We start from the raw sequence: 25,328 nt of genomic DNA, 5'->3' as shown, positions 1-25,328 counted from the left end.
CCGGCCGGGGCGGCCCCGAGCCGCCGAGCCGGCCGGCCGGGCCCCCGGGGTGGGGGTGGCTCTGGTTCGGGCGAACCGCACGGGCCACACTCTTCCCATGAGCAGTCACGAGCCCGGCGGCCCCACCCCACCGCCGTACGGACCTCCGCACGGATCCCCGTACGGACCTGGTCCCCAGAACCCGTACGCGCAGCCCGAGCCCCCGACGCAGCCCTCGCCGCAGGCGCAACAGCAGCCGGGCGCGGGGTGGTTGGGCGGATCCCCGCCCCCCGCTCCCGGCGGCGGAGGGCGGGGCCCCTTCGCCGGCAGGCGCGCCGTGCTGGTCACGGCGCTGGCGGTGGCCCTGCTGGTGGTGGGCGGCGTGGTGTACGCCGTCGCGGGCGGCGGCCACGACGCCTCGCCCGGCCCCCGCGCCGACGACGCGCACTCGGCGACCCCGTCCGGCACCCCCACGGTCGACAAGGGGGACGGCAAGGGCCCGGGGGGCGGACCGGAACCGTACGACCCCAACGCCGGCATCCAGCCGGGCGAGGGGCGGGTCTGGCTGCGCGAGAACCAGACCCAGCTGGCCGGTTCCGGAGCCGAGCAGTTCGGCCCCTGGCGGGTCGGTGACGTCGTGGTCAAGGCGATGCACAAGGAGATCACCGGCTACTCGGCGGCCGACGGCACGGACAAGTGGAAGGCCGACCTGGAGACTCCGATCTGCGGGGTTCCGCAGGGCCCCGCGGCCAACGGCAAGCTGGTCGTCGGCCTCTTCGAGAGCAACGCGGAGAAACCCCACTGCACCCAGCTCCAGCAGATCGACCTCACCACCGGAAAGCTCGGCTGGAAGGTGCAGGTGCCGAAGGAGAACGGATTCGACACCACCAACACCTTCGAGATGGCGATCACCGGTGACACCGTCGCGGTCTCCCGGTCGGCCGTGTGGAGCGGCTTCTCGGTCACCGACGGCAGGAAGCTCTTCGGCACGCCGAAGACCGGCTGCTCCCCGTCGGGGTTCGCCGGGGGCTCCCGGCTGATCGGCCTGCGCAACTGCTTCGACCCGAAGCCCGCCGAGGTGCTGGAGGAGGTGGACCCGGTGACCGGCGAACCCAAGTGGAGCTACACCTTCGAGAAGGGCTGGCGGGTCGGCCGCGTCCTGTCCGTGGACCCGCTGGTCGTCGCCGCGCTCAACTCCGACAAGAAGGTCTGGGGCATCACGGCCTTCACCGCCGACGGCGCGGTCCGCTCGCAGAGCGAGGCGCGGTTCGGGGTGAACGGCCGGTGCAACGGCTACGGGCGTGCCGACGGCCTCCAGGACTGCCCGGGCGCCGTGGTCGACGGCGATACGCTCTACCTCGCGGGCGGCAAGGCCGGTACCGCGCTCGGCATCGACGACACCGACGAGGTCATCGCCGTCGACCTGGCCAACGGGCAGGAGAAGTGGCACGCGGCGGCGCCCGACAAGGGCCGCTCCATGTGGCCGCTGGCGGTCGAGGACCACAAGGTCGTCGTGTACATCGGGGACGGCGCGGGACATTCGGGCGCGATGGCGACGCTCGCCCCGACGGGCGGTGCACCGCAGGTGTTCCTGCAGAGCCCGGCCGCCGCGCGGGGCCCCCAATCGGTCTTCTACCCGCACGGCGTGCACCCGGCGTGGCTCGGCGGACGGCTCTTCCTGCTCAACGGCCGGGTGCAGGGACCGGAGCCGGAGAAGGTCGACCACGCGCTCCTGTCGTTCGGTAAGTAGCGTCTTCCGTAAGCGCCTTGGCCGGATCGGGGGGTCCGGCCGGGCTGCGGCCGGACCCGGCCGTGGCGGGTGCCACACCGCACGCCTATCGTTACTCGCCATGTGGCCAGGACAGCAGACGCCCGGGGGCGAGCGGGACCCGCACGAACAGGGACCGCACGAGCAGCGACCGCACGCGCAGGACCCGCACGAGCAGGGCCCGCACGAGCAGGGCCCGCACGAGCAGCGACCGCACGAGCAGGGCCCGCAGGCGCCGGGACCCCACGAGCGGGGCCCGTACGCGCAGGGCCCGTATGCGCAGGGCCCCTACGCCCAGGAACCCCGCGAGGAGTTCCCCAACCCGTACCGGCAGCCGCCGCCTCCCCCGGGGATGCCGCCCGCGCACGCCGCGCCCGAGCCGGTCACCACCCCCATCGCCCCGTACCCGGTGGGCGGCCCCTACGGGATGCCGCCGGGGCAGCAGCCGCCGCCCCCCGCCAAGCGCGGGCGGACGACCGTCCTCGTCGCCGTCGTCGCGGCGGCCGCCGTGGTGGTCGCGGCCGCCGCGGTCGGCGGCGTGCTCCTGCTCGGGAACGACGACCGGACCGCCGATCGGGCGGACGACGACCCGTCGCCGTCCGCTTCCGCCCCGGCTACGCCGTCGGGCTCCGCCTCCGGGTCGGCCTCCGCCTCGCCGTCGACCACCGTGCCGCCGACGATCCCGGGCTGGAAGACGGTCGTGAACCCGCACCACGGCACGGCCTTCGACGTGCCGCCCGAATGGGAGGTGGCGGCGCCCTCCGTGTTCAGCGGCTACGAGGACGACACGGACCACGAGAAGATCCTTATCGGGCACACCGCGCCGGCCTTCTACAAGTCGAAGTGGTGCAGTCTCGACTCCGACGGCGACGGCCGGATCGACCACTTCCGGCTCGCCACGACGGGGACCAAGGGGGCCGACGGCGCCAAGGACACCCGGGACGTCGCCGAGAAGGAGGCCCCGACCTGGGTCTTCGCCGCGTACACCCAGCCGGACAAGTCCCTCGTCAAGTGGGACAAGCCGGTGGACTACACGACCGCCTCCGGGGTCAAGGGCACTTACGTCACCGCGCATTCCGAGGGTGCCAAGAAGCCCAACAAGTGCACGGGCGACGGCCGTTCGATCGTGTTCGGCTTCAAGAACGGCAAGGGCGATTTCGTCGCCTGGGACTTCTACGGGCGGACCGGCGTGCCGGGCGCGGTCGGGGACGAGCTGATCATGCGGATCATGAGCACGGTCCGCCTGACGGAGATCGCCCCGGCCGACTAGGCAGAGCGGCTCCCGCCCGTCGCTGACCCGCGGAAGGGGTGGAATTCGGCCGTATCCGGGAAGCGGTGCGGGGCGGACGGAGGTGAGCGGGCTGCACCGAGGCGTGCGGGAGCATCCGGGAGGCGGCCGTTTATGGCCACGCGCCCCCGCACGCCCCCTGCGGAGACGTTCCGGCAGGGCGGTCACGGGGCAGCCGCAAGGTGCTGCTCGATCCGCGCCGCTCCCTCCCGTCCCCTGGAGAGTTCCGCATGACGAAGGTCCTCGTACTGCACAGCGTCAGCCTCGTCGGGTCCGCCCTGGCCGCCCTGTTGAGATCCGAGGGGCAGTTCGACGTCACGTCGGCGGGGTGGAGGACGGCCGCGCGCCGGGCCGAGTCGTTACGACCAGACGTGGCGGTCGTCGACATCGACTGTCCGGGTGCCACGGCCGTCCTGGCGGGGGAGGGGTGCGTCAACCGCAGGCTCCTGAACCCCCCGACCCCCCTGCTCGTCCTGGCGACGGCGGGCACGCCCGGTACGCTCGGCCGCGCGTTCCAGGCGAAGGCCCTGGGCTACGTCGACAAGGACGGCTCGCCCGCACAGCTGGTCCGCGCCGTCCGCAAGGTCGCGGCGGGCGAACGGTTCATCGACGCCTCCCTCGCCTCCGCCTTCATGGAGGCCGACCCGGTGCCGCTCAGCCCGCGCGAACTGAGTGTCCTGGCCCGCGCGGCCGAAGGCGACTCGATAGCCGAGATCGCCCGCGCCCTGCACCTGGCCAGCGGCACCGTCCGCAACTACATGGCCGCCGTCACCCGCAAGACCGGCGCCCGCAACCGCATCGACGCGATACGCATATCGCGCAGCGCGGGCTGGGTGTAACCCCCCGCAGCCGGGCGGCTCAGCGTGAACCGACCGCGCCGTCCGCGCTCCACATCCCCACCAGGTCCCGGTACAGGGCCGACCGTGCCGGGAGTTCCGCGTGCGTCCCGCACACCGCCCGGGTCCCGTCCAGGACGAGCACGCGGTCGGCCCGGGCGGCCGAGGAGATCCGGTGGGCCACCACCACGAGGGTGCCGGGGCGGGCCGCGAGGGCCCGTTCGGCCCGCTCCTCCGTCTCCGCGTCGAGATGGCACGTCGCCTCGTCGAGCAGGAGCAGCGGGGCGGGGGAGAGGTGGGCCGCGGCGAGTGCCAACAACTGCCGTTCGCCTTGCGACAGTTCGGCAGGATCGAGGACCGCGTCGAGACCGCCGAGGCGCCCGAGGAGGGGCTCCAGGCCCAGGGCGGCCACGGTCGCCTCCAGCCGGGCCGTCGAAACACCACCCCGTCCCGGGCACAGGTGGGTCAGGTTCTCGCGCACGGTCCCGGTGAAGACGTACGCCTGCTGCGGCAGCAGCGTCCGCCGCAGGTCCGGGACGCTGCCCGCCGGGCTGGAGCCGGGCGGCCGGGCGGGCGCTCCGGCCACCAGGACCGTGCCCCGGTCGGGCGGCAGCAGGCCCGCCAGCAGGGCCGTGAGCGTGGACTTGCCGATGCCGCTGGGTCCCACGACGGCCAGGTGCTCGCCGGGCCGGAGGGTCAGGTCGAGCCCGTCGAGCACGGGGTGCGCGTGGGGCCCGTAGGCGAAGCGCACCCCGTGGAGTTCGGCGGCGGCGGCGTGCTCGCGTGCCGCGGGCGGCGCGCTCGTTCCGGCGGCCGGCAGGCTCCCGCCGGGCTCGGGCCCGCAGAAGCGGTCCAGGACCACCAGCAGCCGCGTCCCCGCCGAACCGAGCGCGGCCATCAGGGTGTCGAGGGCGGGCAGCAGCGACTGCGTCAGGTACGTCAGCGCGCCCGCCAGCGCGCCCGCCGTGATCCCGCGTCCCAGCAGCCAGGGCGTGGCGGCGAGCAGGGCGATCACGGGCGCGCGGCCCGCCACGCCGAGGGCGACGGTCCGTACGGACCCCCACCGGGCGAGTCGGCCCGTCAGCCGCTCCTGGGCCGCGATCAGGGGCTCTACCCGGGCTGCCGCGGCCCCGCCGCCCCCGCAGGCCACGATGTCGCGCAGCCCGGCGGCCACCTCGCCGACCCGCGCCGCCAGCGCCTCGTCCGTGTCCAGGGCCTCCCGTTGCACGGCCGCCATCGGGCGCAGCGTGGCCAGGAAGGCGGCCAGCCCCAGCAGCAGCGGGGGCACGGCGACGAGCAGCAGTACGGGCGCCAGGGCCGCCATGCCGAGCAGCGCTCCGGCGGCGGTGAAGACGAACGAGCGGGCGGTCAGGACCAGTCCGGCGAAGGAGTCGCGGGCCATCTCGGTCTGCTGGGTCAGCCGGGACACCGCGCTCGCGTCGACGGCGCGCGCGGGATCGGCGACCGCCGCGCCGAGGGCGCGGCGCACCGCCCGGCGGACGAGTCCGTCCCGCAGCGGCTCGACGAGCTCCGCGAGGGCGGCGAACACCCCCCGCAGCGCGACGCCGCCGAGCAGGGCCCCGGCCCCGGCCGCCGCGAGCCAGCCGACGCCGGCGGCGACCCGGCCGGCGAGGAAGCCGTCGTCGAGGGCGCGGGCCACGCCGTACCCCCCGAGGAAGGTGTGCGCGGACTCCAGCAGGGACCACAGCGCCAGCGCGCCCAGCGCCCGCCCCCGCCCGCGCAGGAACCGCCGCCCCTCCCCGCCCACGCGCCGCCACGCCCCGCGCGGCCCTCCGGCGCCCCGGGCCCCGGACGCGCCGTCCCCCCGCCGCTGCGCCCCGATGGCCTCGGCCGGGGCGGTACGGACCTCCGCGCCCGGCTTTCGCCCGCCCGGCCCGGCGGGGCCGGAGGGAGGGTCCGCGGGCGCCGCACCCGCCCCCGGCCCGGCATCGCAAGCGGCGGCCGGAAGGACCGGACGCGGCTCCGCTCCCGGCGCCGGGGAGGTCCCGGGAGCGGTAGCCCGCGCGGCCCCGGGACCGGTCGCCCGCAGGGCCGGGGCGGCGAAGACGGCGCGGTAGTCCGGGTCGTGCCAGAGGTCGCCGTGGGGGCCCGTGGCCCGGACGCGGCCGTGCTCCAGCCAGACCACCTGGTCGGCCCGGGCCGCCGAGGAGATGCGGTGGGCGACGACCAGACGGGTGCCCGGGCGGACCCGCTCGGCCAGCGACCGCTCCACCTCGCGCGCGGTGAGCGTGTCCAGGCTGGAGGTCGCGTCGTCGAGCACCAGCAGCCGTCCGGCGTGCAGGAACGCCCGGGCGAGGCCCAGGCGTTGGATCTCGCCCCCGGACATCGGCGCGTCCGCGAGCGGGGTGTCGTACCCCTGGGGCAGCCGCCGTACGAAGAGATCGGCGCCCGCCGCCCGCGCCGCCTCCCGGACCGCTTCCCGCCCGGGCGGCGGTCCCGCGCCGAAGGCGATCGCGTCGGCGACCGTCCGCCCGGCCGGCACGGGCCGGTCGAAGGCGTGCCCGACATCGCGCCGCAGGGCGTCGTGGGACAGCTGCGCCAGCGGGACCCCGTCGATCAGGACCCGCCCGGCGTCGGGGTCGGTGAGGCGCCCCGCCACCGCCGCGAGCAGGGTCTTCCCCGAGCCGGAGCGGCCCACCACGGCGACCGTCGTACCGCCCGGCACCAGCAGGTCGACGCGGTCCAGCACGGCCCGGCCCCCGCGCACGACGCGGACGCCGCGCAGTTCCAGGGTCCCCGGCCCGCCGGGGGGCAACTCCCGGGTCCCGTACGGCAGCTCGGGCAACACGAGGAGGGCGGCGGTGCGCCGGGCGGCGGCCCGGCCGCGGACCACCGCGGCCAGCCGTCCGGTCACGGCGCCCACTCCGGCGGCCAGCCCGGCGTAGCGGACGGCGGCGAGGAGGGCGCCCACGCCCAGCGCCCCGGCCGCGAGCCGCAGCCCGCCCACACCGAGGACCACGTACAGCAGCAGCGGCATCAGGGCCGAGGTGCGGGCGCTGGTCCCGCCGTAGACCCGCCACATCCGCCGCCCTTCGGCGCCGAGCGCGGGCAACCCGCGCAGGATCCGGGCCCGTTCGCGGAGCAGGGTGCCGGCGGCGGCGATGGTCCGGGCCCCGGCGAGCGCTTCGACGAGGAGCCCGGCCATCGTCAGCTGCACCTGCTGGTAACGGCTCACGCTGTCGGCCGAATCGCGGCTGAACGACCGCAACAGGACGGCCAGTAGCGGCAGTCCGGTCACGAAGGCGAGGGCGGTCCAGACATCGATGACGAAGAGGGCGATCAGCCCGCCGAGCGGTGGCAGCAGGGAGGCGAGGCCGCCCGCGGCGGCCGCCGGTGCGGTCCCGGCCTCGGTGGCGTGGGCCGTCAGCCGCGCGGCGACGTCACCGGGGGCGCGGCGACCGGCGTGGTGCGGGGCCGTCGACAGCAGCCGGGTCAGGCCGAGGCGGCGCAGCCAGGCGGTGGAGCGGCCGTTCACCCGACCCGTCAGGGCGCTCACGGCGGCGTCCAGCAGGACTTCCGCGGCGATGACCGCGGTGCACCACACGGTCCAGAGGGGGCCCGCCGGATCGCCGCGCAGCAGCAGGTCGAGGGTGTGGCCGAGGACGGCCGGTTCGGCGAGGGCCGCCAGGGCGGCGCCGGTCGAGCACGCGCCGACGGCGGCGGTGCGGCCGGTGCTGTGCCGGGCCGCCGCGAGCAGGGCGCGGTCGCCGGCGCGCGCGAGCGCCGCCTCGTCGGACACGTCGGGCGAGGTCATCCGCGCGGCTCCACGGGCACTGGGGGAGAAAAGGGGTGCGGGCCCGGGCGGTGGAACCGCCCGGGCCCGGAAGGGACCTTAGTTACAGGTCGTGATGCTCAGGCTGCTGTCCCCGCAGAGCAGCAGGCTGGCGCGGCTGCCGCCACCGCCACCGCCGAAGGTGGCCTCCGTGGACTCTTCCTTGGTGGTTTCCATCGACTGCAGGTCGAGAAGCGTCATGTCTGATTCCTCTTCTTCGCTGGATCATTCCGATGGGTCACGGCCCCGCGGTGCGGGACCGGCTCTGGGACCGCCGCGGCGTGCCGCAGCGGTGGGAGGAACGGCAGCTGCGCGCGCCCGCCGGGCGCGGCGCTGCCGAGGGCGAGCAGTGCTCCGGCGGTGCCCGTGGACAGGTCCATGGACAGCCGCATCAACTGCTCGCCGGGGAAGGCCAGATGGCCCTGGTAGGGAACGGCGTGCCGGGCCAGGGCGTCGATCTGGCGCGCGATGTCCTGCGCGCGGGTGCCCGGTCCGGGGGTGGTGGTCCGTGCCAGGTACAGCACCATCCCGGCAGCGCCGCGGAAGAGCCCGGGCTGCGCGTAGAAGGTGGCCTGGGCGGCCCGTACGATCTCCAGCCGGGCCTGCTCGAACCGCGGTTCGCTGGCGTGCCGCAGCCAGTCGTCCAGCACCATCCCGATGCCCACGCTGCCCTCGCCGAGGTAGGGCATCGTGCGCCACCCCTCGTCCACCTGGAGGGTGCCGAAGGCGCTGGTCACGCACCGGTCGAGGTCACGGTGCAGGAACTCGCCCGCCCGCAGGAGGTGTTCGCGCTCGCCGGTGCGCTCGTAGAGGCGCAGGAGCAGCAGGGCCGGTCCGGAGCCGCCGTACAGCAGCCCGGCGCGGCGCGGGGCGGCGCCGTCCCGGCAGGCCAGTTCGGCGCACCGCTCGGCCGCCGCGTGCAGCGCGCCCTCGCCGGTCGCCGTGCCCAGCGCGTCCAGGGCCAGGCCCACGCCCGCCAGACCACTGTGCAGGTCGGGGCCGATCTCCTGCCACGGCTGCTCCAGCAGCAGTTCGGCGAGGCCGAGGGCGCGGTCCCGGTGGCCGAGCCGGTCAAGGGTCCAGGCGGTGCCGGCGAGGCCGTCGTAGAAGCCGAGCGGGGTGCCGGAGCCCGGCTGCGCCGTCCTGGCCAGCAGCCATTCCTCGGCCTGCGGCCAGGGCTCGGCGCCGGTCTCGGCCAGCGCGTAGAGGACGCCTGCGGCGCCGTACCCGAAGCCGACTCCGCCGCCCTCGCTGCTGAACTGGGCGATGTCGCCGGGGAAGAGCCGGTCCTCGCGCTCCGGTGTGGAAGAGGCGCGCAGGGCCGCGGTCATCGAGTCCCGGGCGGCGGGCCAGTCCCCGGGCGCGACGGGCAGGTACGGCCCCGTCGGCGCCGGTATCCGGCCGCTCGGCGCCCGGCGGGAATCGGGTGCGGATTCCCGGCCCGGCCCGGAGCCCGGACCCGAATCCGACCCGGACAGGATCTCCTCGACGGCCTCGTCCAGGAACCGGCGCGGTACGGGGAACTGCTCCGCGGCGATGTCGGCCAGGTGCGCCGCCTTCGCCCGGTCCAGGGAGAACAGGCTCGTCAGCGGCAGGAACAGGGCCAGCCGGAGACAGGCGAGCGCGTAGCGGTCCACCGCGAAGCCGCGCCGCTCCGCCGGGGCGACGAACGCGGGGTTGGCCACCGTCTGCCGCAGCCCCTCGTCGACGTGGGCGGCGGCCTCGAAGTCCAGCAGCGCGACGGCCGGTTCGCCCGAGGCGTCCTCGCTGACCATGATGTTGAAGAGGTGCAGGTCGTTGAAGACCACCCCGCGGGCGTGCACGGCGGCCACCGCCGCGCTCACGCGCTCGTGGATCTTCAGCGCCCACTCCGTGTAGGCGGCGAGTTCCGCCGGCTCGGGATCGGCCTCGATCAGCGGGTGCCTGCGGGCGAAGTAGGTGTTGAGGGGCTTGCCCTCCAGGTACTCCAGCGCCAGGAAGTGGTGGTCGCCCACGGTGAAGGAGCCGAGGACGGAGGGGACGCAGTCCAGCCCCGCGAGCCGTTCCAGGGCCGTCCGCTCCCGGTGCAGCCGGGCCACCGCGTCCGCGCCGTCGGCGGCGAGTCCCGCGTACGGCCGGGCCTCCTTGAGCACGAGGGGCCGGCCGGTCCGGGCGTCCCGGGCCGCGTAGACCCCGCCGCCGTTGGAGAAGTGCAGGGCCCGCTCGACGGCGTAGGGGATGTCGGCCAGCGTGACGGAGGAGCGTGCGTCCAGGTGCGGCTTCAGGAACGGCGGCAGGTCCACCCACTCCGGGGGCTGGAACACCGGCCCGCGGGCGTCGGGCACCAGGCGCCCGGACGGGTCCTCGACGGCCGGGACCAGCTCGCCGTGCTCGTCGTAGCAGTGCCGCAGGGTGAAGCTGCCGTAGCGCAGGTGGACGGGGCCCGCGCCCCAGCGCAGATCGCTCAGGATGTACGGTCCGGGCTCGCCCGACAGCAGGCCGTCGAGGTCCTCGGCGATCCGGCGGCACTGCTCCTCGTCGGCGGGGTACACCGTGAGGAACTTGCCGCTGGCCGCGCGGTCGGCGTACTTGGCGTTGCGCAGGTGCAGCAGGTAGCGGCTCGGCACGAACTTGAAGGCGATGCGCCGGGCCAGGCAGTAGGCGTACACGCGCTCCAGGACCGATTCCGCGTTGTCCAGGCAGGCCGACACGTGGATCTTCCAGCCCTGGGCGGGCAGTTCGCAGCCGACGGGACGCAGGGCGTACCAGTCGCCGCTGCGGTGGGAGCGCCATCCTTCGGGTACGGGAGCGAGCGCGGCCGCGTAGTTCTCCTCGGCGCGCCGGTACGGCGCGTCGTAGAACCAGCGGTCTGCGTCGCAGAAGGCGGCGTACCCCTTGTTCACCCGTACTCCCTCGGTCGGTGCCCGGTCGGTGACCCGGCTGGAACACCGTGTCATCCGAGCCGGGTGCCGCGACAGTCACGGCTGTCACCGATGCGGTGTGCAGTACGCACGGGTCACTTGGCGCCCCGGACCGCCCGCCTCCCGACCGTGGGGGGAGACCGGAGACGGGCGGGATCGGGCGCCCCGGATCAGCCGATCCAGGGCCGCCAGAGGTCCTCGTGGCGCTCCACCCACTTCTGCGCCGCCTGCCGCGGCGTCAGCTTGTCCTCGGCGATCATCAGGGCGACCTCGTTCTGCGCCTCGACGGTCCAGTGGAACTTCTTCAGGAAGGCGGCGGCCCGCCCGCCCTCGTCGGCGAAGCGCGCGTTCAGGTACTTGCGCAGCGGCGTGTGCGGGTAGGCGCAGGCCACCTCGTCCGGGTCGGCGTCGCAGCCCTCGGTGTACTCGGGCAGCCTGACCTCGGTCATCGGCACCCGTTCGAAGAGCCACTGCGGCTGGTACCAGTACGTCAGGAAGGGCTTCTTCTCCTTCGCGAACTGCTTGATCTGGGTGATCTGCGCCGCCTCGGAGCCGGCGAAGACCACCTCCAGGTCCAGCTTCAGGTTCTTCACCAGCGCCTTGTCGTTCGTGACGTACGAGGGGGAGCCGTCCAGCAGCTGCCCCTTGCCGCGGCTCTCCGCGGTGCGGAGCCGGTCGGTGTACCTGCCGAGGTTCTTCCAGTCGGTGACGTCCGGGTGCTCCTCGGCGAAGTACGTCGGGACGAACCAGCCGATGTGGCCGGTGACCCCGAGTTCGCCGCCGTCGACGATGGTCTTCTTCTCCTCGACGTAGCGCTTCTGCTGCTCGGGATGGCCCCAGTCCTCCAGGATCGCGTCGACCCGGCCCTGGCTGAGGGCGTCCCAGGCGGGCACCTCGTCCACCTGGACGGTGTCCACCCGGTAGCCCAGTTCGTGTTCGAGCAGGTAGCCGGCCACGGCCGTGTCGGCCTGTGCGCCGACCCAGGACTGGACCGAGAGCGTGACGGTCTTCGCGCCGCGGGCGGCGGCGTACGGGGACGACTGCCGGGTCATGTCCGCGGCGCCGCATCCGGTGACCAGGGCGAGGGCGGTCGCGGCGGCGAGCGCGGCGACGGTCGTACGGCGGGACGGGCGCGGCTCAGGCATCCCGGGCCTCCTTCGCGGGCTGGGTGAGGCGGTCGAGCACGATGCCGAGGCAGACGATCGCCGCGCCCGCCACGAGGCCGGTGGCCAGGTCGCCCTGGGCGAGGCCGAGGACCACGTCGTACCCGAGGGCGCCCCCGCCGACCAGGCCGCCGATGATGACGACGGCGAGGACCAGGACGACGGCCTGGTTCACGGCCAGCAGCAGAGCGGGCCGCGCGAGCGGCAGTTGGACCTGGCGCAGCTGCTGGGACCCGGTGGCCCCCAGCGAGCGCGCGGACTCCAGGGCCGCGGGCTCGACGCCGCGCAGCCCCTGCGTGGTGATGCGGACGACGGCGGGCAGCGCGTAGACGACCGCGGCGGCGGCCGCCGGGGCGCGGCCCACCCCGAACAGGGCGACGACCGGGATGAGGTACACGAACTGCGGCATGGTCTGGCAGATGTCGAGCACGGGGCGCAGCAGCCGCTCGGCGCGCGCGCTGCGGGCCGCGCCGACGGAGACCGCGAAGCCCAGGACGAGCGTCACCGCGACCGCGGCGAGCACCTGCGAGAGGGTGTCCAGCGCGGGATCCCACACGCCGAGCACGCCGATGGCGGCCAGGGCGAGGACGGCGGTCAGGGCGCTGCGCCAGGTGCCGACCACCACGCCGACGGCGGCGACGACCAGCAGGAGCAGCCACCACGGAGCCGCCTGGAGGCCGCTGCGCAGCGGGTCCAGGAGCAGCCCGGTGAAGCCGGCGGCCCAGTCGGCGGTGCCGCCGACGAAGGGGACCCCCGAGTAGAAGTGGCCGGTCATCCAGGCGACGGCCCGGTTGACGGGATCCGCCAGGGACACCGTCCAGGAGGCCGGCCACTGCGCGGTGCCCAGCATCCGGCCCAGGACCGCCACGGCGACCGCGGCCAGGAGGCAGAGCAGCCGCCCGTACCAGCCCGCGAACACGCGGCGCAGGAAGTGCCGTTCGGCGGTCGGCGGCGGCGCCGCGCCGAGCCGGGTGCCCGCCGCGTCGGCCGTGCGGTCCAGGACGACGGCGAGCAGCACGATCGGGATGCCCGCGGCGAGGGCCGCGCCGACGTCGACGGAGGCCAGGGCCTGGTAGACCCGGTCGCCGAGGCCGCCCGCGCCGATCACCGAGGCGATGACGGCCATGGACAGGCCCGTCATGATGGCCTGGTTGACGCCGAGCAGGATCCGCGTGCGGGCGAGCGGCAGCCGGGCGGTCAGCAGCCGCTGACGCCCCGTCGCGCCGAGCGAGGCCGCCGCCTCCAGGACCCCGGCGTCGGCCTCGCGCAGTCCGAGGGCGGTGAGGCGGGCCATGGGCGGGGCGGCGTAGACCACGGTGGCCAGCACGGCGGCGGGCACCCCGATGCCGAAGACCAGCACCATCGGCAGCAGGTACGCGAAGGCGGGCAGGATCTGCATGGTGTCGAGCACGGGCCGCAGGACGCGCTCGGTGCGCGGTGACAGCCCGGCGGCGAGGCCGAGCAGGCCGCCCACGACGACGGAGGCGGCGACGGCCACGGCCATCAGGGCCAGGGTCTGCATCGTCGGCACCCACATGCCCAGCAGGCCGCACACGACGAAGGCGGCCATCGACGTCAGCGCGAGCCGCACCCCGGCCAGGCGCCAGGCGACGAGCCCGGCGAGCGCGGTGACGCCCGTCCATCCGGCGGCGAGCAGCACCGTGTACACGGCGCGCACGGACACCACGACGGCATTGCTGACGTGCCCGAAGAAGTAGAGGAACAGCGGGTGGCTGTCCCGGTGGTCGATGATCCAGTCACCGGCCCGGTCGAGCGGTCCCGACAGGTCGACGCCCAGAGCGCCGGGCCAGCCTCCCGCTCCCGGGTACAGCACGCCCAGCGTGCCGAGCACGGCCGCGGCCACGGCGAGGGGCAGGACCCTGCGGCCGACGCGGAGGAGTCCGGGCGAGGCGGAACGGCGGCCGTGCGCTCCGGCGCGAGCACCGGAAGCGGCGGCGGCCGAGGAGGGCGCGGCGGGCGGGCGCGGATCGCGGGCGGAGCCGGACCCCGGCGGCGCGGGATCGCGTACGGGCGTGGTCGCGGAGGTCATCGCCGCCACCCCCGCGCCCCGGCCGTGCAGGACACGGCCGGCGAAGGGGTCGGAGAGGCCGTGGACGGAACGGTACTGCTGCGCGGGCGCGCGGTGCGGTCCCTCACGCGGCCGCCTCCCCGGTCGCCGCACCGGGTATCCCGGCGACGACCGCGAGCAGCGCGGCGTCGTCGACCACGCCCAGGCAGCGGCCCGCGTCGACGACCCGGGCCGGGGCGCCGCTGCGCGCGACCGCCTCGATGGCGCGGGCGACGGTGGTCGCCGGGGCCAGGGACACGCCGTGTTCCGCCTCGGCCGACGTCGCCGGGCGCATGGCGCTGCGCACGGTGAGCACCTGCTCGCGCGGCACGTCGCGGACGAAGTCCCGTACGTAGTCGTCGGCGGGGGAGCCGACGATCTCCTCCGGGGTGCCGAGCTGCACGATGCGGCCGTCGCGCATCAGGGCGATCCGGTCGCCGAGGCGCAGCGCCTCGTTCAGGTCGTGCGTGATGAAGACCATGGTGCGGCCCTCCTCGTGGTGCAGCCGGGCCACCTCCTCCTGCATCTCCCGCCGGATCAGCGGATCGAGGGCGCTGAACGGCTCGTCGAACAGCAGGACTTCGGGATCGGCGGCGAGGGCGCGGGCGAGACCGACGCGCTGCTGCTGACCGCCGGAGAGCTGGCCGGGCCGGCGTTCCTCCAGGCCGTCGAGACCGACCTTGGCGGTCATCTCGGCCGCCCTGGCGCGCCGTTCGGTCCGGCCCATCCCCTGGATCTCCAGGCCGTAGGCGATGTTGTCGAGCACCGACCGGTGGGGCAGCAGGCCGAAGTGCTGGAAGACCATGGCGGCGCGGTGGCGGCGCAGTTCGCGCAGCCGGGCGCGGTCCATCGCGAGGACGTCCTCGCCGTCGATGGCGAGGGAACCGGCGGTGGGCTCGATCAGCCGGGTGAGGCAGCGCACGAGCGTGGACTTGCCCGAACCCGACAGGCCCATCACCACGAAGGACTCGCCCTTGCGGACGTCGAAGCTCACGCCCCGGACGGCGGCGGTGCAGCCGGTGCGCTCGCGCAGATCGGCCGCGGACAGCGCGGCGTCCGCCGAGCCGGGCACCTTGGCGGCCCGGGCCCGGGGGCCGAAGACCTTCCAGAGGTCCCGGACGGCGAAGACGGGCGGCGCGGTGGTGGCCGCAGTAGCGGTGGTGGTGTTCATCGTGCGTCGCCTCCCAGCAGATCGGCGGCTTTCTCCCCGACCATGAGCACTCCGATCATTGGGTTGACCGCGGGCATCGTCGGGAACACCGAGGCGTCCGCGATCCGGATGCCGTCCAGGCCCCGCACCTTCAGGTCCGGTCCCACCACGGCCCCGGCGTCGTCCGCCGAGCCCATCCGGCAGGTGCCCGCCGGGTGGTAGACCGTGTGCGCGACGGAGCGGGCGTACGCGCTCAGCTCCTCGTCGCCGGTGACCTCGGGACCGGGACACACCTCGCGCTTCAGCCAGCCGGCCAGTGGCTGCGCCGCGGCGATCTCGCGGGCGAGCCGGATCCCGTCGACCAGGGTGCGCGCGTCGTAGTCCTCGGCGTCGGTGAAGTACCGGAAGTCGAGGGCGGGCTTCACCCCGGGGTCGGCGCTGGTGAGGTAGAGGCGGCCGCGGCTGCGCGGCTTGGGGATGTTCGGGGTCAACGACACGCCGTGGGCGGGCCGTTCGTAGCCGATCCGCTCCGGATTGTCGGTGAAGGGGATCTGGTAGAAGTGGAACATCAGGTCCGGTCCCGCGGACCGGGGGTCGCGGCGCACGAACAGTCCGGCGTCGCTGTCCATCGCCGAGTTCTCCGGGATCGGGCCGTCCGTCTCCCACACGATCACCGACTCCGGGTGGTCGAGCAGGTTCTCGCCGACACCGGGCAGATCGTGCACGGCGGGTATGCCGAGCGCCGCGAGGTCCTCGCGCGGGCCGATCCCCGAATGCAGCAGCAGCCGCGGGGTGTCGACCGCGCCCGCGCACACGACCACCTCGCGGCGGGCGCGGACCAGCGCGTCCGCGCCGTCCGCCGTGCGCACGTGCACCCCGCGCGCACGCTTGCCGTCCAGCTCCAGCCGGTGCGCCCAGGTCTCCAGCAGCAGCGTCAGGTTGGGCCGGTCGTCCATGACCGGGTGGAGGTAGGCGACCGAGGCGGAGGAGCGCTGGTTGGTCTCCGGGTGGTAGGCCAGGTCGAAGAACCCGGCGCCCTCGTGGAACGGCTTGGCGTTGAAGCCCTCGACGCGGGGGACGCCCAGCGCCTGCTCCGCGGCGCTCACGAAGTCGCGCGCGATGGCGTTGCGGTCGGCCTCGGCGACCGGGACGATGTGGTTCAGGAGCCGGTCGAAGTACGGGTCCATGGCGGCGGCGTGCCAGCCGTCGGCCCCGGCGTCCGACCATTCGTCCCAGTCCGACGGCAGCGGCTTGAAGGCGATCAGCGTGTTGTGCGAGGAGCAGCCGCCGAGCACGCGGGCGCGGCTGTGCCGGATGTGCGAATTGCCGCGCGGCTGCTCGGTGGTGGGGTAGTCGTAGTCGAGTTCGCCGCCGAGGAGGCCCATCCAGCGGCGCAGCGTCAGCACTTCGGGGCGGTCGACGTCGCTCGGGCCGCCCTCGATGACGGCGACGGTGACGTCCGGGTCCTCGGTCAGGCGGGAGGCGATCACGGAGCCCGCGGTGCCGCCGCCGACGATGACGTAGTCGTACTCCCGTACGTCCCGGGGGAGTTCGGGGTCCAGGGGCTGCTTGCTCGGGTCGTGGGGGGTGGTCGTCATGGAGTGGGTTCCTCTCAGCCCGCGAACCAGCGGACGGGACGGGGTGCGAGGTTCTGGTAGACGTGCTTGGTCTCGCGGTATTCGGCCAGCCCCGACGGGCCGAGTTCACGGCCGATCCCGGACTTCCCGAAGCCGCCCCACTCGGCCTGCGGCAGGTAGGGGTGGAAGTCGTTGATCCAGACCGTGCCGTGGCGCAGCCGGCCCGCCACGCGACGGGCGCGCCCCTGGTCGGCCGTCCACACGGCGCCCGCGAGCCCGTACTCGGTGTCGTTGGCCAGGGCCACCGCCTCGTCCTCGGTGAGGAACGTCTCCACCGTCAGCACCGGCCCGAAGACCTCCTCGCGCACCACGCGCATCGTGCGGTCGCAGCGGTCCAGTACGGTCGGGCGGTAGAAGTAACCGGGTCCCTCGGGGCGTTCGCCGCCCGCGCGCAGCACGGCGCCCGCGGCGAGGGCGGAGGCGACGTACGACTCCGTGCGCTCGCGCTGCGCGGCGGAGACCAGCGGGCCGCACTCGACGCCCGGGTCGGTGCCGCGGCCGAGCCGGATCTTCTCGGCGCGGTGGGCCAGTTCGCTGACGAACCGGTCGCGCACGGAAGCCTCGATGATCAGCCGCGAGCCGGCCGAACAGACCTGGCCGCTGTGCATGAAGGCGGCGTTGAGCGCCTGGTCCACGGCGGTGTCGAAGCCCGCCGCGGTGGCGCAGGCGTCGGCGAAGACGACGTTGGGGTTCTTCCCGCCGAGTTCGAGGGCGACCTTCTTCACCGTGTCGGCCGCCGCGTGCGCGACCTTCGTACCGCTGCCGAGACCGCCCGTGAAGGAGACGAGGTCGACATCCGGGTGGGCGGCGAGCCGCGCACCGACAGGATCACCGGCGCCGGTCACCAGATTGGCGACGCCGGCCGGCAGCCCGGCTTCCACCAGCAGCTCGATCAGGGCCACGGTGCTCAGCGGGGTCAGTTCGCTCGGCTTGATGACGAAGGTGTTGCCCGCGGCCAGCGCCGGGGCCACCTTCCAGCTCGCCTGGAGCAGCGGATAGTTCCACGGGGTGATCAGGGCGCACACGCCCACCGGCTCGTGGACGACCACGCTGTGGATCTCGGGGGACCCGGCGTCCACGACCCGGCCGCCGCCCTCGCCGATGACGAGGTCCGCGAAGTACCGGAAGGCGTCGCTGACGCAGTCCACGTCCACCCGGCCCTCTTCGAGGGTCTTGCCCGCGTCCCGGCTCTCCAGGAGCGCGATCCGCTCGCGGTCGCGCTGGAGCAGGTCGGCCGCGCGCCGGAGCAGCGCGGCGCGCTCGGCCACCGGGGTGCCCGGCCACTCCCCGCCGTCGAAGGCGGCGCGCGCGGCGCCGACGGCCGCGTCCGCGTCGGCGGCCGTGCCCTCCGCGACCACCGCCAGGACGGTGGCGTCGGCCGGGTCGAGGATCTCGCGCGTGGCGCCCGTCGAGGACGGGCGCCACCTTCCGGCGGTATGGATGCTCTGCTGCTCGGACACGACGCGCTGTACCTCCGGAGTTCGCACCGCGGCCTGCCCGCGGTGATTGCGGTGGGGCCCGCCTGCCCCCGGTCCCGGAAGCCATGTCCCACACGTCACAGGAAGTGACTGGTGTCACGTCGGGTGTGAGGGTCCGGCGGACGGCCTTCCCCGCCGGGACCGCAGGACGAACCGGGCGTAACCTGGTCGGACCGCCGTACCCGTGCCCGTCAGGGAGGCGGAACCATGGAGGCGGCGCATGACCGACCCGTTCGGCTTCCTCAGGACGCCCCGGCGCTCCGTGCCCGCGCGCCCCGCCGACGAGCGGCTCGGCGACTGGCGCGAGGTCCACGCCGGTCAGGCCTGCCTCCCCCTGGTCTCCGAGCAGGCGAACCGCTGCATGGACTGCGGCATCCCCTTCTGCCACGCGGGCTGCCCGCTGGGGAACCTCATCCCGGACTGGAACGCGTACGCCGCCCACGGCGACTGGCGGGCCGCCTCCGACCGGCTGCACGCGACGAACAACTTCCCCGAGTTCACCGGCCGCCTCTGTCCGGCGCCCTGCGAGGAGGCCTGCGTCCTCGCGATCAACGCCGACCCGGTGACCATCAAGAACGTCGAGGAGACCATCGCCGACCAGGCCTGGGCGCACGGATACACCGCGCCCGCCCCGCCGGACAGGCTCAGCGGCAAGGCCGTCGCCGTCATCGGCTCGGGCCCCGCCGGGCTCGCCGCCGCCCAGCAGCTGACCCGCGCCGGGCACACCGTCGTCGTCTTCGAGCGGGCCGACCGGATCGGCGGACTGCTGCGCTACGGCATACCGGCGTTCAAGATGGAAAAGGCGCACCTGGACCGCCGCGTTCGGCAGATGCGCGACGAGGGGACCGTCTTCCGTACGGGCGCGGACATCGGCGGCGGGACCGACGCGGCCCGCATCCGGGAGACCCACGACGCGGTGATCGTCGCGGTCGGCGCGACGGAGCGCCGGGAACTGCCCGTGCCGGGCCGCGGACTACGGGGCGTCCACCAGGCCATGGACTACCTCACCGGTGCCAACCGCGTCGCCGAGGGCGACCTCGCGGCGCCCGAGGTGAGCGCCGAGGGGCGCCACGTGGTGATCGTCGGCGGCGGGGACACCGGCTCCGACTGCCTGGGCACCGCGCTGCGCCAGGGGGCCCGCTCGGTGGTCCAGCTCGACATCAACCCGGAGCCGGGCCCCACCCGGCCCGACGCCCACCCCTGGCCCCTGTACCCGAAGGTCTACCGGATCTCCCACGCCCACGAGGAGGCGCGCGGCCGCGACGGCGCCGACCCGCGGGCGTTCTCCAGCGCGACCCTGCACTTCGAGGGCGACCCGGCGGGAAGGGTACGGGCCCTGCGCCTGACCGCGGTGGAACCCGCCGGGCGCCGTCCGGTCCCCGGCACCGAGCGGGTGATCGACGCGGACCTGGTGCTGCTGGCCCTCGGGTTCTCGGGTCCCGACCGCGCCTGCCCGCTGGGCGCGCAACTGGGCCTGGTCCGCGACGAGCGGGGCGGCTTCGCCCGGACCGCGGACTTCGCGGCGCTCGGCGCCCCGGGCCGCTCCCCGGACGGGGTGTTCGTGGCCGGCGACGCCGGACGCGGCCAGTCCCTGGTCGTGTGGGCGATCGCCGAGGGCCGCTCCGCGGCGGCCGCCGCCGACCGCTACCTCACCGGCCGCACCACCCTGCACGCCCCGATCGGCCCCCGCGACCGGCCCCTGCTCCAGCCCCTGGACGACCGCACCTGGTGACCCGTCGCGCACTACGCGGCCCGCCCGGACCGGCCGCGGTCAGTCGCCCAGCGCCCGGTTCAGGCCGAGCCGGTCGGTGCCCAGTTTCGTGAACGCCGCGGAGAGCAGCTCCGAGACCGACTGCGCGTCCGTCTTCAGCTCCGCGGCGATCGCGGTGTTGTCGAGGCCCAGCGCGGCGTGCCGCGCGGCCTCGTGCTCCGCCAACGTCAGGCTGTCCCGCTCGAAGGTGTGCAGGCGGCGCGGCCGCAGTCCGGCCGAAGCGAGCTGGGCGCGGGCGCGGCCCGCGAGCCCCTCGGCCCCGCACGCGGCGGCGGTCTCCATGCCGCGGTAGAGCTGCTGGGCCGCGTGGTGGCGGCTGCCGATCGTGTGCAGGGCCGTGCCGTGCTCGATCAGCGCGTACGCGAGTTCGTAGGCGGCGGGGGACTGTTCGAGGTGGTCCACCGCTTCCTGGAGCAGGGTGGCCGCGCGGGCGGGATCCACCGTGACCGCCGCGGCGACCCGCAGCGCGTGGCCGAGGGCGCTGGACGTGCCGAACGCCCGGGCGCGCGCCAGCGCTTCGGAGGCGGTGGCCCGCGCCTGCTCCGGCTTGCGGCCCATCTGTCCCAGGGCCAGGTCGAGCTGCCAGGGACTCCACGACGGGTTGCGCGCGCCGCGCAGGTCGAGCCGCCTGCCCGCCGAGAGGAGGTGCTGCTCGCCTTCGTCGATCCGGCCCCGGGCCAGCAGGAGCTTGCCCCACACGGCCTGCGGGTCGGGGTAGACCACCGCCTGCGGGAAACCGTCCCCGAGCTTGTAGGAGTCGGCGACCCGCTGGGCTTCCTCGGTGTTCCCGCGGGCCAGCAGGGTTTCGATGAGGGTGCCGATCGCGTACCACTGCGCCGGGATGCCCTGGCCGACCCGGTCGGCGATCTGCAGGCCGTTGCGTACGAAGTCCTCGGCCTCGGCGAGCCGCCCGCGCCGGTAGCGGACGTAGCCGAGCAGGGTGTAGACGAACGACAGGTGCGCGCCGCGCCAGCCCTTCGCCTCGAACTCCACGATGCCGGTGTTGAAGAGTTCCTCGGCGCGGCCGGGCTGGTCGCAGTACATCAGGGTGAGCGCCACGACGGCGGGCACCTCGAAACCGAAGTCCTGGTCGGTCCAGCTCAGGCCGCCGTCGAGGGCCTGTTCGGCGTAGGACAGCGCCGTCGCGGCGGGTTCGCCGCGCAGCACCGCGTCCCAGGCGCGCAGGCCCAGGATGTGCCGTTCGGGCAGGCCGCGGCCGGTGAGCCGCTTGGCGAACTGGGCGAGGAGCCGGGAGCGGGCGGGCGAGTTCTCCTCGTCGACCCGGACCGAGTTCCACTTGAACTGCTCGGCCTGCATCCGCAGCCGGGTGCGCGAGCTGGTGGCCTGCCGGGCCTCATCCGCGAGGAGCGCGGAGGCCTCGGCCAGCTGACCGGTGTGGCCGAGCGCCTGCGCGAGCCGGTAGGTGATCGCCTCGCGCAGGGCCTGTTCGGTCCTGGGCTCCTCCAGCGCGGCGCGCAGCTGGTTGATCGTGGTCCCGGGGTCGTGCAGCAGGTTCGCGGAGCCGAGTTCGAAGAGCACCTCGGCCCGGTCCTCGACCTCCGGAGGTTCGCGCAGGGCGCGGGCCAGGTAGCGGCGAGCGGCGTCGGGGGCGCCCGCGGAGAAGCTGTCGCGCGCGGCCTGGCGCAGCTGCTGCACCACCCAGGGATCGCCGTCCGGGTGCATCTCCAGCAGGTGCCGGGCGGCGGCCGCGGCTCCGTGCCCGTCGTTGACCAGCGCCGTCGCGGCCATGCCGTGCATGGCGACGCGCACACCGGGCGGGATCGACCGGTAGACGGCGGTCGCGATGAGCGGGTGGAAGAACTCCACCACCTGTTTGCGCCGCACGCTGGTGAGCACGGTCAGGATGCGTGCGTCGCGCAGCTGGGCGATCGCCTCCGCGGCCTGGGCCTCGCCGAGCGCGGCGACACCGGCGACGATGTCGGTGGGGACCGCGGTGCCGAGGACGGCGGCGGCCCACGCGAGCCGGACGGTGGAGGGACCGAGCTGTTCGAGGCGGTCGATAAGGCCGCTGCCCTTGACGGCGGAGGCCAGGTCGCGCAGTTGCGGGATGCTGTCCTGGTGCGGCTTGAGCCCGCGGTCGCGGCCCTTCATCGCCAACTCGACGACCTCGAAGGGGTTTCCGCCGGTGATCGCCCAGCACTCGCGGCAGAAGACGTCGTCGGCGTCCTCGCCGAGGGAGTTGCGCACGATGCGTGCCACCGCGCTCGTGGTCAGCGGCGCCAGCTCGTGCGGACGGGAGCCCTGGCGGCCCATGAGGGCGCGTAAGGCCGGGGCGTCGGCGGGGATCTCGTCCGGTCGGCAGGCCACCATGATCAGCATGGCCAGCTCCTCCGCCCGGGCGGTGAAGGCGGTCAGCCACGCCAGTGACTCCGCGTCCGCCCAGTGTGCGTCGTCGACGACCAGCACGACGGGAGCGCTGCGGACCGCCAGGTGCGTGACCACCCAGTCCAGGCCGTCCCGCACGCCCTGCGGGTCCGGCGCGGCCGGGCCCTTCGGCGCCGCGGTGAGCCCGAGGGCCGGGGCGACGATGCCGTACCAACTGCCCAGCGCCTCGCGCCGTTCGTCCTCGCTCATGGCGGCGAACGTGGGCTGGATGAGCTGGCGCATCACGTGGAACGGCACCTGCCGCTCCTGCTCGCCGCCGCGCGCGAACAGCACGGTGCAGTTGCGCTCGGCGGCCAGGTGACGGGCCTCCGCCAGCAGGGTGGTCTTGCCTATGCCGGCCGATCCGGCGAAGGTCAGCACGCCTCCGCGACGGGCGGCCGGGCCCGGGCCGTGGCCCGGGGCACCGCACAGGTCGTCCACCGCGCGGTGGATCGCCAGGATTTCGGATTCACGTTCGAGCAGGGGCTGGGCCGCCCCTCCTCGTGGTTCCGTGACATGTGACACTCGTGCCCCCTCCAGCGCGTGCGCCCGAGTGTACGGCGCACGGGGTGAGTTCATCCTGCTTAAGCACATTCTTGCGGTATCTCGCCACCCGTACGAGAAGAACCGGGTATTCTCGGCCGCCCTCGCGCCCGGTGCGGCACGGCACCGGCCGTCAGCGCCGCGCCGCCGGGATCATGGGGAGTTCACTGGGCTGCGGGATCCCCGCCGGGACCTCGCGGACGGTGATCCCCGGAGCGGGGACCAGCCGCCACCGGGACGCCACGCTCGCCACCGCCGTCAGGATCTCCGCCACGGCGAACGAATCGCCGATGCACTTGTGCTGGCCCGCGCCGAACGGCAGGTAGCGGTGGGCGCGCGGCCGTTCACCGGCGTCCTCGTGCCAGCGGTCCGGATCGAAGCGCGCCGGCTCGCGGAACAGAGCCGGATCGCGGTGCAACGCGTGCGGACTGTAGGCGAGTTCGGCCCCCTTCGGGATGGCGACGCCGCCGAGCGTCAGAGGCTCCAGGGCGCGCCGGGTGAAGAGCAGGGGCGAATGCAGGCGCAGTGTCTCCTGGAAGACGCTGTGCGTGTAGGTGAGGCGCGGCAGGTCGTCGGGGCGCACCGGGCGGTTGCCCACCACCGCGTCGACCTCGGCGTGCAGGCGCTTCTCCACCTCGGGGTGGCGGCCGAGTTCGTGGAACATCCAGGAGAGGGTGGTCGCCGAGGTCTCGGTACCGGCGAACATGATCGCGATCACCTCGTCCCGCACCTGCTCGGGGCTCATCCCTTCGCCCGTCTCGGTGTCCACGCTGGACAGCAGGAGGCCCAGCAGGTCCTTGTGGTCCCCCTGTCCGCCGTCGTACTGCGCGATCACCTGGTCGATGATCCGGCGCAGGCGCGCGGCGGCCGCGTCGAAGCGCCGGTTGTACGCAATGGGCACTCCGTCAAGGAACTTGGGCATGACCGCGCGGACGAGCATGCCCTCCAGGACGATCGGCAGCGAGCGGTGCACCTCCGCGACGGCGGGCCGGCTCATCTCCCCCGAGAAGATCATCTCGGCGACCGAGGAGAGGGCGTAGCGCCGGGCCTCCGTCACCATGGAGACTTCCCGGCCCGCCGTCCAGGAGGTGACCATCTCCTCGGCCTGACGGCACATCACCTCGGAGTAGTCGGCGATGTGGTTGCGGTGGAAGGCCGGCTGCATCATCCGCCGCTGCTTGCGGTGGAATTCTCCGTCGGTGGTGACGATGCCGTTGCCGAACATCGGCCGCAGCCGGTCGAAGATCCGCCCGCGCCCGAACTGCTGGGCGCGCTGGACCAGTACGGCGTGCACGTGGTCGGGTTCGGTGAGCACGTGGACGGGCCAGGTGCCGATGTCTATCCGCACGATGGCGCCGTGCGCGCGCAAGGACTCCAGGAACGCGATCGGCTCCCGCCACAGCTGCAGCGCGTGGCCCAGGAGCGGTAACCGCCCCGGAACCACCGGTGCCCGGGCCCCGGAGCCGCGCTGCTCGACGTCTGGCATGGGCCCACTCCCTGTCATGCCGCGGAGACCAGGTCCGGGCGGGTGTACGCAGACTCCATCCCGGCCGCGAACCGTTCGTCGCTGTACCGCGTGCACTCGTAACGCTGCCACAGATCCGCGCCGATCATCCAGTCCTCGTAGCTGCGCACGCACCGGTCGACCGCGTCGAGCAGGGCCGGGTCACCGGCGTGGTCCGCCTGCATGGCCTCGGTGAGCCGCCGGCGCGCGACCAGGTACTCCTCGATGCGGACCTGGATGTGGCCCTCCACCACCTCGACGGCGTCCATGAGCGAGCAGCCCTCCCGGGCGGCGACGAGGGAGACCAGGTTGTTGTTGTCCCCGCAGGCGTGCTCCTTCGGCAGCGAGAAGACGTCGTTGCCCCAGGAGATGACGTCCAGGACGCTCGCGGTGAGGTCCAGGAACTCGGGCCTGTCGTGGACGTGTTGGGGCAGATCGAGGCCGAGTCCCGCCTCGACCATGTCCATCATCGGCAGGATCTGGGAACTGTGCCGCCGCATGAGGATGTAGTCCTGCACGGTCGGGTCGCCACTGGTACGGCGGTTTCCGGCCTCCTGGTCCAACGAGTGCAGCATGAGCGGGACATGGGCGCGGTAGCGGGCGGCGGTGCCCTCGGTCATCCCGGCGAGGATCCGGTCGCACAGATCGATGAAGCCGTTCACCAGAGGATTGCCCAGGGCCGAGGCCAGATCGCTGCGACCGGTCTCCAGATGTTCGGTGATCGCGTCGATGACGGGTTGCCACGCCCCGAGTTCACCCGTCCTGATGAGGTGGTCGTGCTGGTCGTCGAGGACGAACGACCACGCCATCCACTCGGCGAGCAGGACGACCCGCTCGTAGGGCACCTCGCCGCTGACCCGGCCTGCGAGGTGGCCGAAGCCGATGCCCGCGAACTGCTCCACGGCCTCGCTGACCAGCTCGTGGTGCACGGCCCAGGCGGTGGCCTCGCTATTCGCCAGGGCGGCCTGCGGATGCTTGGAGTTACCGAACGGAAGGTGGAAATCGGGCACGGAGAAAGAGTCGAGCTGGGTCATTGATCCCCCCACGGAAAGTCGGATTCGCCAA

General features: G+C 74.4%; 15 protein-coding genes. 4 read left to right on the top strand and 11 right to left on the bottom strand.

Features of this window, described 5'->3' with window-relative positions:
- The first annotated feature begins 97 nt into the window (after positions 1-97).
- The 3 genes from AC0693_RS16545 to AC0693_RS16535 all read left to right on the top strand — a co-directional run bounded on the left by AC0693_RS16545 (position 98) and on the right by AC0693_RS16535 (position 3,874).
- Positions 98-1,729, top strand: a complete 1,632-nt coding sequence (locus tag AC0693_RS16545) for an outer membrane protein assembly factor BamB family protein (protein WP_478802181.1) — start codon at positions 98-100, stop codon at positions 1,727-1,729.
- Positions 1,730-1,829: 100 nt separating this feature from the next.
- Positions 1,830-3,017: a DUF8017 domain-containing protein gene (locus AC0693_RS16540; RefSeq protein WP_478802180.1), complete on the top strand. Its 1,188-nt coding sequence runs from the start codon at positions 1,830-1,832 to the stop codon at positions 3,015-3,017.
- A 248-nt stretch (positions 3,018-3,265) separates the two neighbouring features.
- The gene (locus AC0693_RS16535; RefSeq protein WP_469331843.1) at positions 3,266-3,874 is read left to right on the top strand and encodes a response regulator transcription factor; all 609 of its coding nucleotides are present in this window, start codon (positions 3,266-3,268) and stop codon (positions 3,872-3,874) included.
- Between the two features lie 19 nt (positions 3,875-3,893).
- Here AC0693_RS16535 and AC0693_RS16530 read toward each other — a convergent pair whose 3' ends face one another.
- From AC0693_RS16530 to AC0693_RS16495, 8 genes are all read right to left on the bottom strand, one after another.
- Positions 3,894-7,646, bottom strand: a complete 3,753-nt coding sequence (locus AC0693_RS16530) for an ATP-binding cassette domain-containing protein (protein WP_478802179.1) — start codon at positions 7,644-7,646, stop codon at positions 3,894-3,896.
- Positions 7,647-7,724: 78 nt separating this feature from the next.
- Positions 7,725-7,865: a SapB/AmfS family lanthipeptide gene (locus AC0693_RS16525; protein WP_356406903.1), complete on the bottom strand. Its 141-nt coding sequence runs from the start codon at positions 7,863-7,865 to the stop codon at positions 7,725-7,727.
- Entirely contained in the window at positions 7,862-10,546 is a 2,685-nt protein-coding gene (gene lanKC, locus AC0693_RS16520; protein ID WP_478802178.1) for a class III lanthionine synthetase LanKC, read from the bottom strand. Before lanKC ends, AC0693_RS16525 begins: the two co-directional genes overlap by 4 nt.
- 188 nt (positions 10,547-10,734) lie before the next feature.
- Complete coding sequence (locus AC0693_RS16515) at positions 10,735-11,709, bottom strand: ABC transporter substrate-binding protein (RefSeq protein ID WP_469331849.1); 975 nt, start codon at positions 11,707-11,709, stop codon at positions 10,735-10,737.
- Positions 11,702-13,777, bottom strand: coding sequence for an ABC transporter permease subunit (locus AC0693_RS16510; RefSeq protein WP_469331851.1), 2,076 nt, complete (start codon positions 13,775-13,777; stop codon positions 11,702-11,704). Before AC0693_RS16510 ends, AC0693_RS16515 begins: the two co-directional genes overlap by 8 nt.
- A gap of 103 nt (positions 13,778-13,880) precedes the next feature.
- Complete coding sequence (locus tag AC0693_RS16505; protein WP_469316392.1) at positions 13,881-14,966, bottom strand: quaternary amine ABC transporter ATP-binding protein; 1,086 nt, start codon at positions 14,964-14,966, stop codon at positions 13,881-13,883.
- Positions 14,963-16,543, bottom strand: a complete 1,581-nt coding sequence (locus AC0693_RS16500) for a GMC family oxidoreductase (RefSeq protein ID WP_478743185.1) — start codon at positions 16,541-16,543, stop codon at positions 14,963-14,965. Before AC0693_RS16500 ends, AC0693_RS16505 begins: the two co-directional genes overlap by 4 nt.
- 14 nt (positions 16,544-16,557) lie before the next feature.
- Positions 16,558-18,042 carry an aldehyde dehydrogenase family protein gene (locus AC0693_RS16495; protein WP_478743184.1) on the bottom strand — a complete coding sequence of 495 codons (1,485 nt, stop codon included), beginning with the start codon at positions 18,040-18,042 and terminating at the stop codon, positions 16,558-16,560.
- A 238-nt stretch (positions 18,043-18,280) separates the two neighbouring features.
- Between AC0693_RS16495 and AC0693_RS16490 the strand changes: the two genes are divergently transcribed.
- A complete protein-coding gene (locus tag AC0693_RS16490; RefSeq protein WP_469331857.1) occupies positions 18,281-19,792 on the top strand; it encodes a glutamate synthase subunit beta in 1,512 nt (503 codons plus the stop codon).
- 39 nt (positions 19,793-19,831) lie between these two features.
- Here the strand turns inward: AC0693_RS16490 and AC0693_RS16485 are convergent, their stop codons facing one another.
- The 3 genes from AC0693_RS16485 to AC0693_RS16475 form a co-directional block, all read right to left on the bottom strand.
- A complete protein-coding gene (locus AC0693_RS16485) occupies positions 19,832-22,741 on the bottom strand; it encodes an ATP-binding protein (RefSeq protein ID WP_478743182.1) in 2,910 nt (969 codons plus the stop codon).
- Between the two features lie 151 nt (positions 22,742-22,892).
- Positions 22,893-24,245, bottom strand: coding sequence for a cytochrome P450 (locus tag AC0693_RS16480; protein ID WP_478802177.1), 1,353 nt, complete (start codon positions 24,243-24,245; stop codon positions 22,893-22,895).
- A 14-nt stretch (positions 24,246-24,259) separates the two neighbouring features.
- The gene (locus tag AC0693_RS16475; RefSeq protein WP_469316397.1) at positions 24,260-25,273 is read right to left on the bottom strand and encodes a terpene synthase family protein; all 1,014 of its coding nucleotides are present in this window, start codon (positions 25,271-25,273) and stop codon (positions 24,260-24,262) included.
- Between the last annotated feature and the right edge of the window lie 55 nt (positions 25,274-25,328).

It is taken from the genome of Streptomyces sp. NPDC043876, from assembly GCF_056435825.1.
The sequence above is the reverse complement of the archived record's forward strand: the minus strand, read 5'-3'. Positions and strand labels throughout refer to the sequence as shown.

What these genes read in the sequence shown, in the direction of transcription:
- AC0693_RS16545 (WP_478802181.1), top strand. Translation starts at nt 98, where the DNA reads ATGAGCAGTCACGAGCCCGGCGGCCCCACCCCACCGCCGTACGGACCT.
- AC0693_RS16540 (WP_478802180.1), top strand. Translation starts at nt 1,830, where the DNA reads ATGTGGCCAGGACAGCAGACGCCCGGGGGCGAGCGGGACCCGCACGAA.
- AC0693_RS16535 (WP_469331843.1), top strand. Translation starts at nt 3,266, where the DNA reads ATGACGAAGGTCCTCGTACTGCACAGCGTCAGCCTCGTCGGGTCCGCC.
- AC0693_RS16530 (WP_478802179.1), bottom strand. Translation starts at nt 7,646, where the DNA reads ATGACCTCGCCCGACGTGTCCGACGAGGCGGCGCTCGCGCGCGCCGGC.
- AC0693_RS16525 (WP_356406903.1), bottom strand. Translation starts at nt 7,865, where the DNA reads ATGACGCTTCTCGACCTGCAGTCGATGGAAACCACCAAGGAAGAGTCC.
- AC0693_RS16515 (WP_469331849.1), bottom strand. Translation starts at nt 11,709, where the DNA reads ATGCCTGAGCCGCGCCCGTCCCGCCGTACGACCGTCGCCGCGCTCGCC.
- AC0693_RS16510 (WP_469331851.1), bottom strand. Translation starts at nt 13,777, where the DNA reads ATGACCTCCGCGACCACGCCCGTACGCGATCCCGCGCCGCCGGGGTCC.
- AC0693_RS16505 (WP_469316392.1), bottom strand. Translation starts at nt 14,966, where the DNA reads ATGAACACCACCACCGCTACTGCGGCCACCACCGCGCCGCCCGTCTTC.
- AC0693_RS16500 (WP_478743185.1), bottom strand. Translation starts at nt 16,543, where the DNA reads ATGACGACCACCCCCCACGACCCGAGCAAGCAGCCCCTGGACCCCGAA.
- AC0693_RS16490 (WP_469331857.1), top strand. Translation starts at nt 18,281, where the DNA reads ATGACCGACCCGTTCGGCTTCCTCAGGACGCCCCGGCGCTCCGTGCCC.
- AC0693_RS16480 (WP_478802177.1), bottom strand. Translation starts at nt 24,245, where the DNA reads ATGCCAGACGTCGAGCAGCGCGGCTCCGGGGCCCGGGCACCGGTGGTT.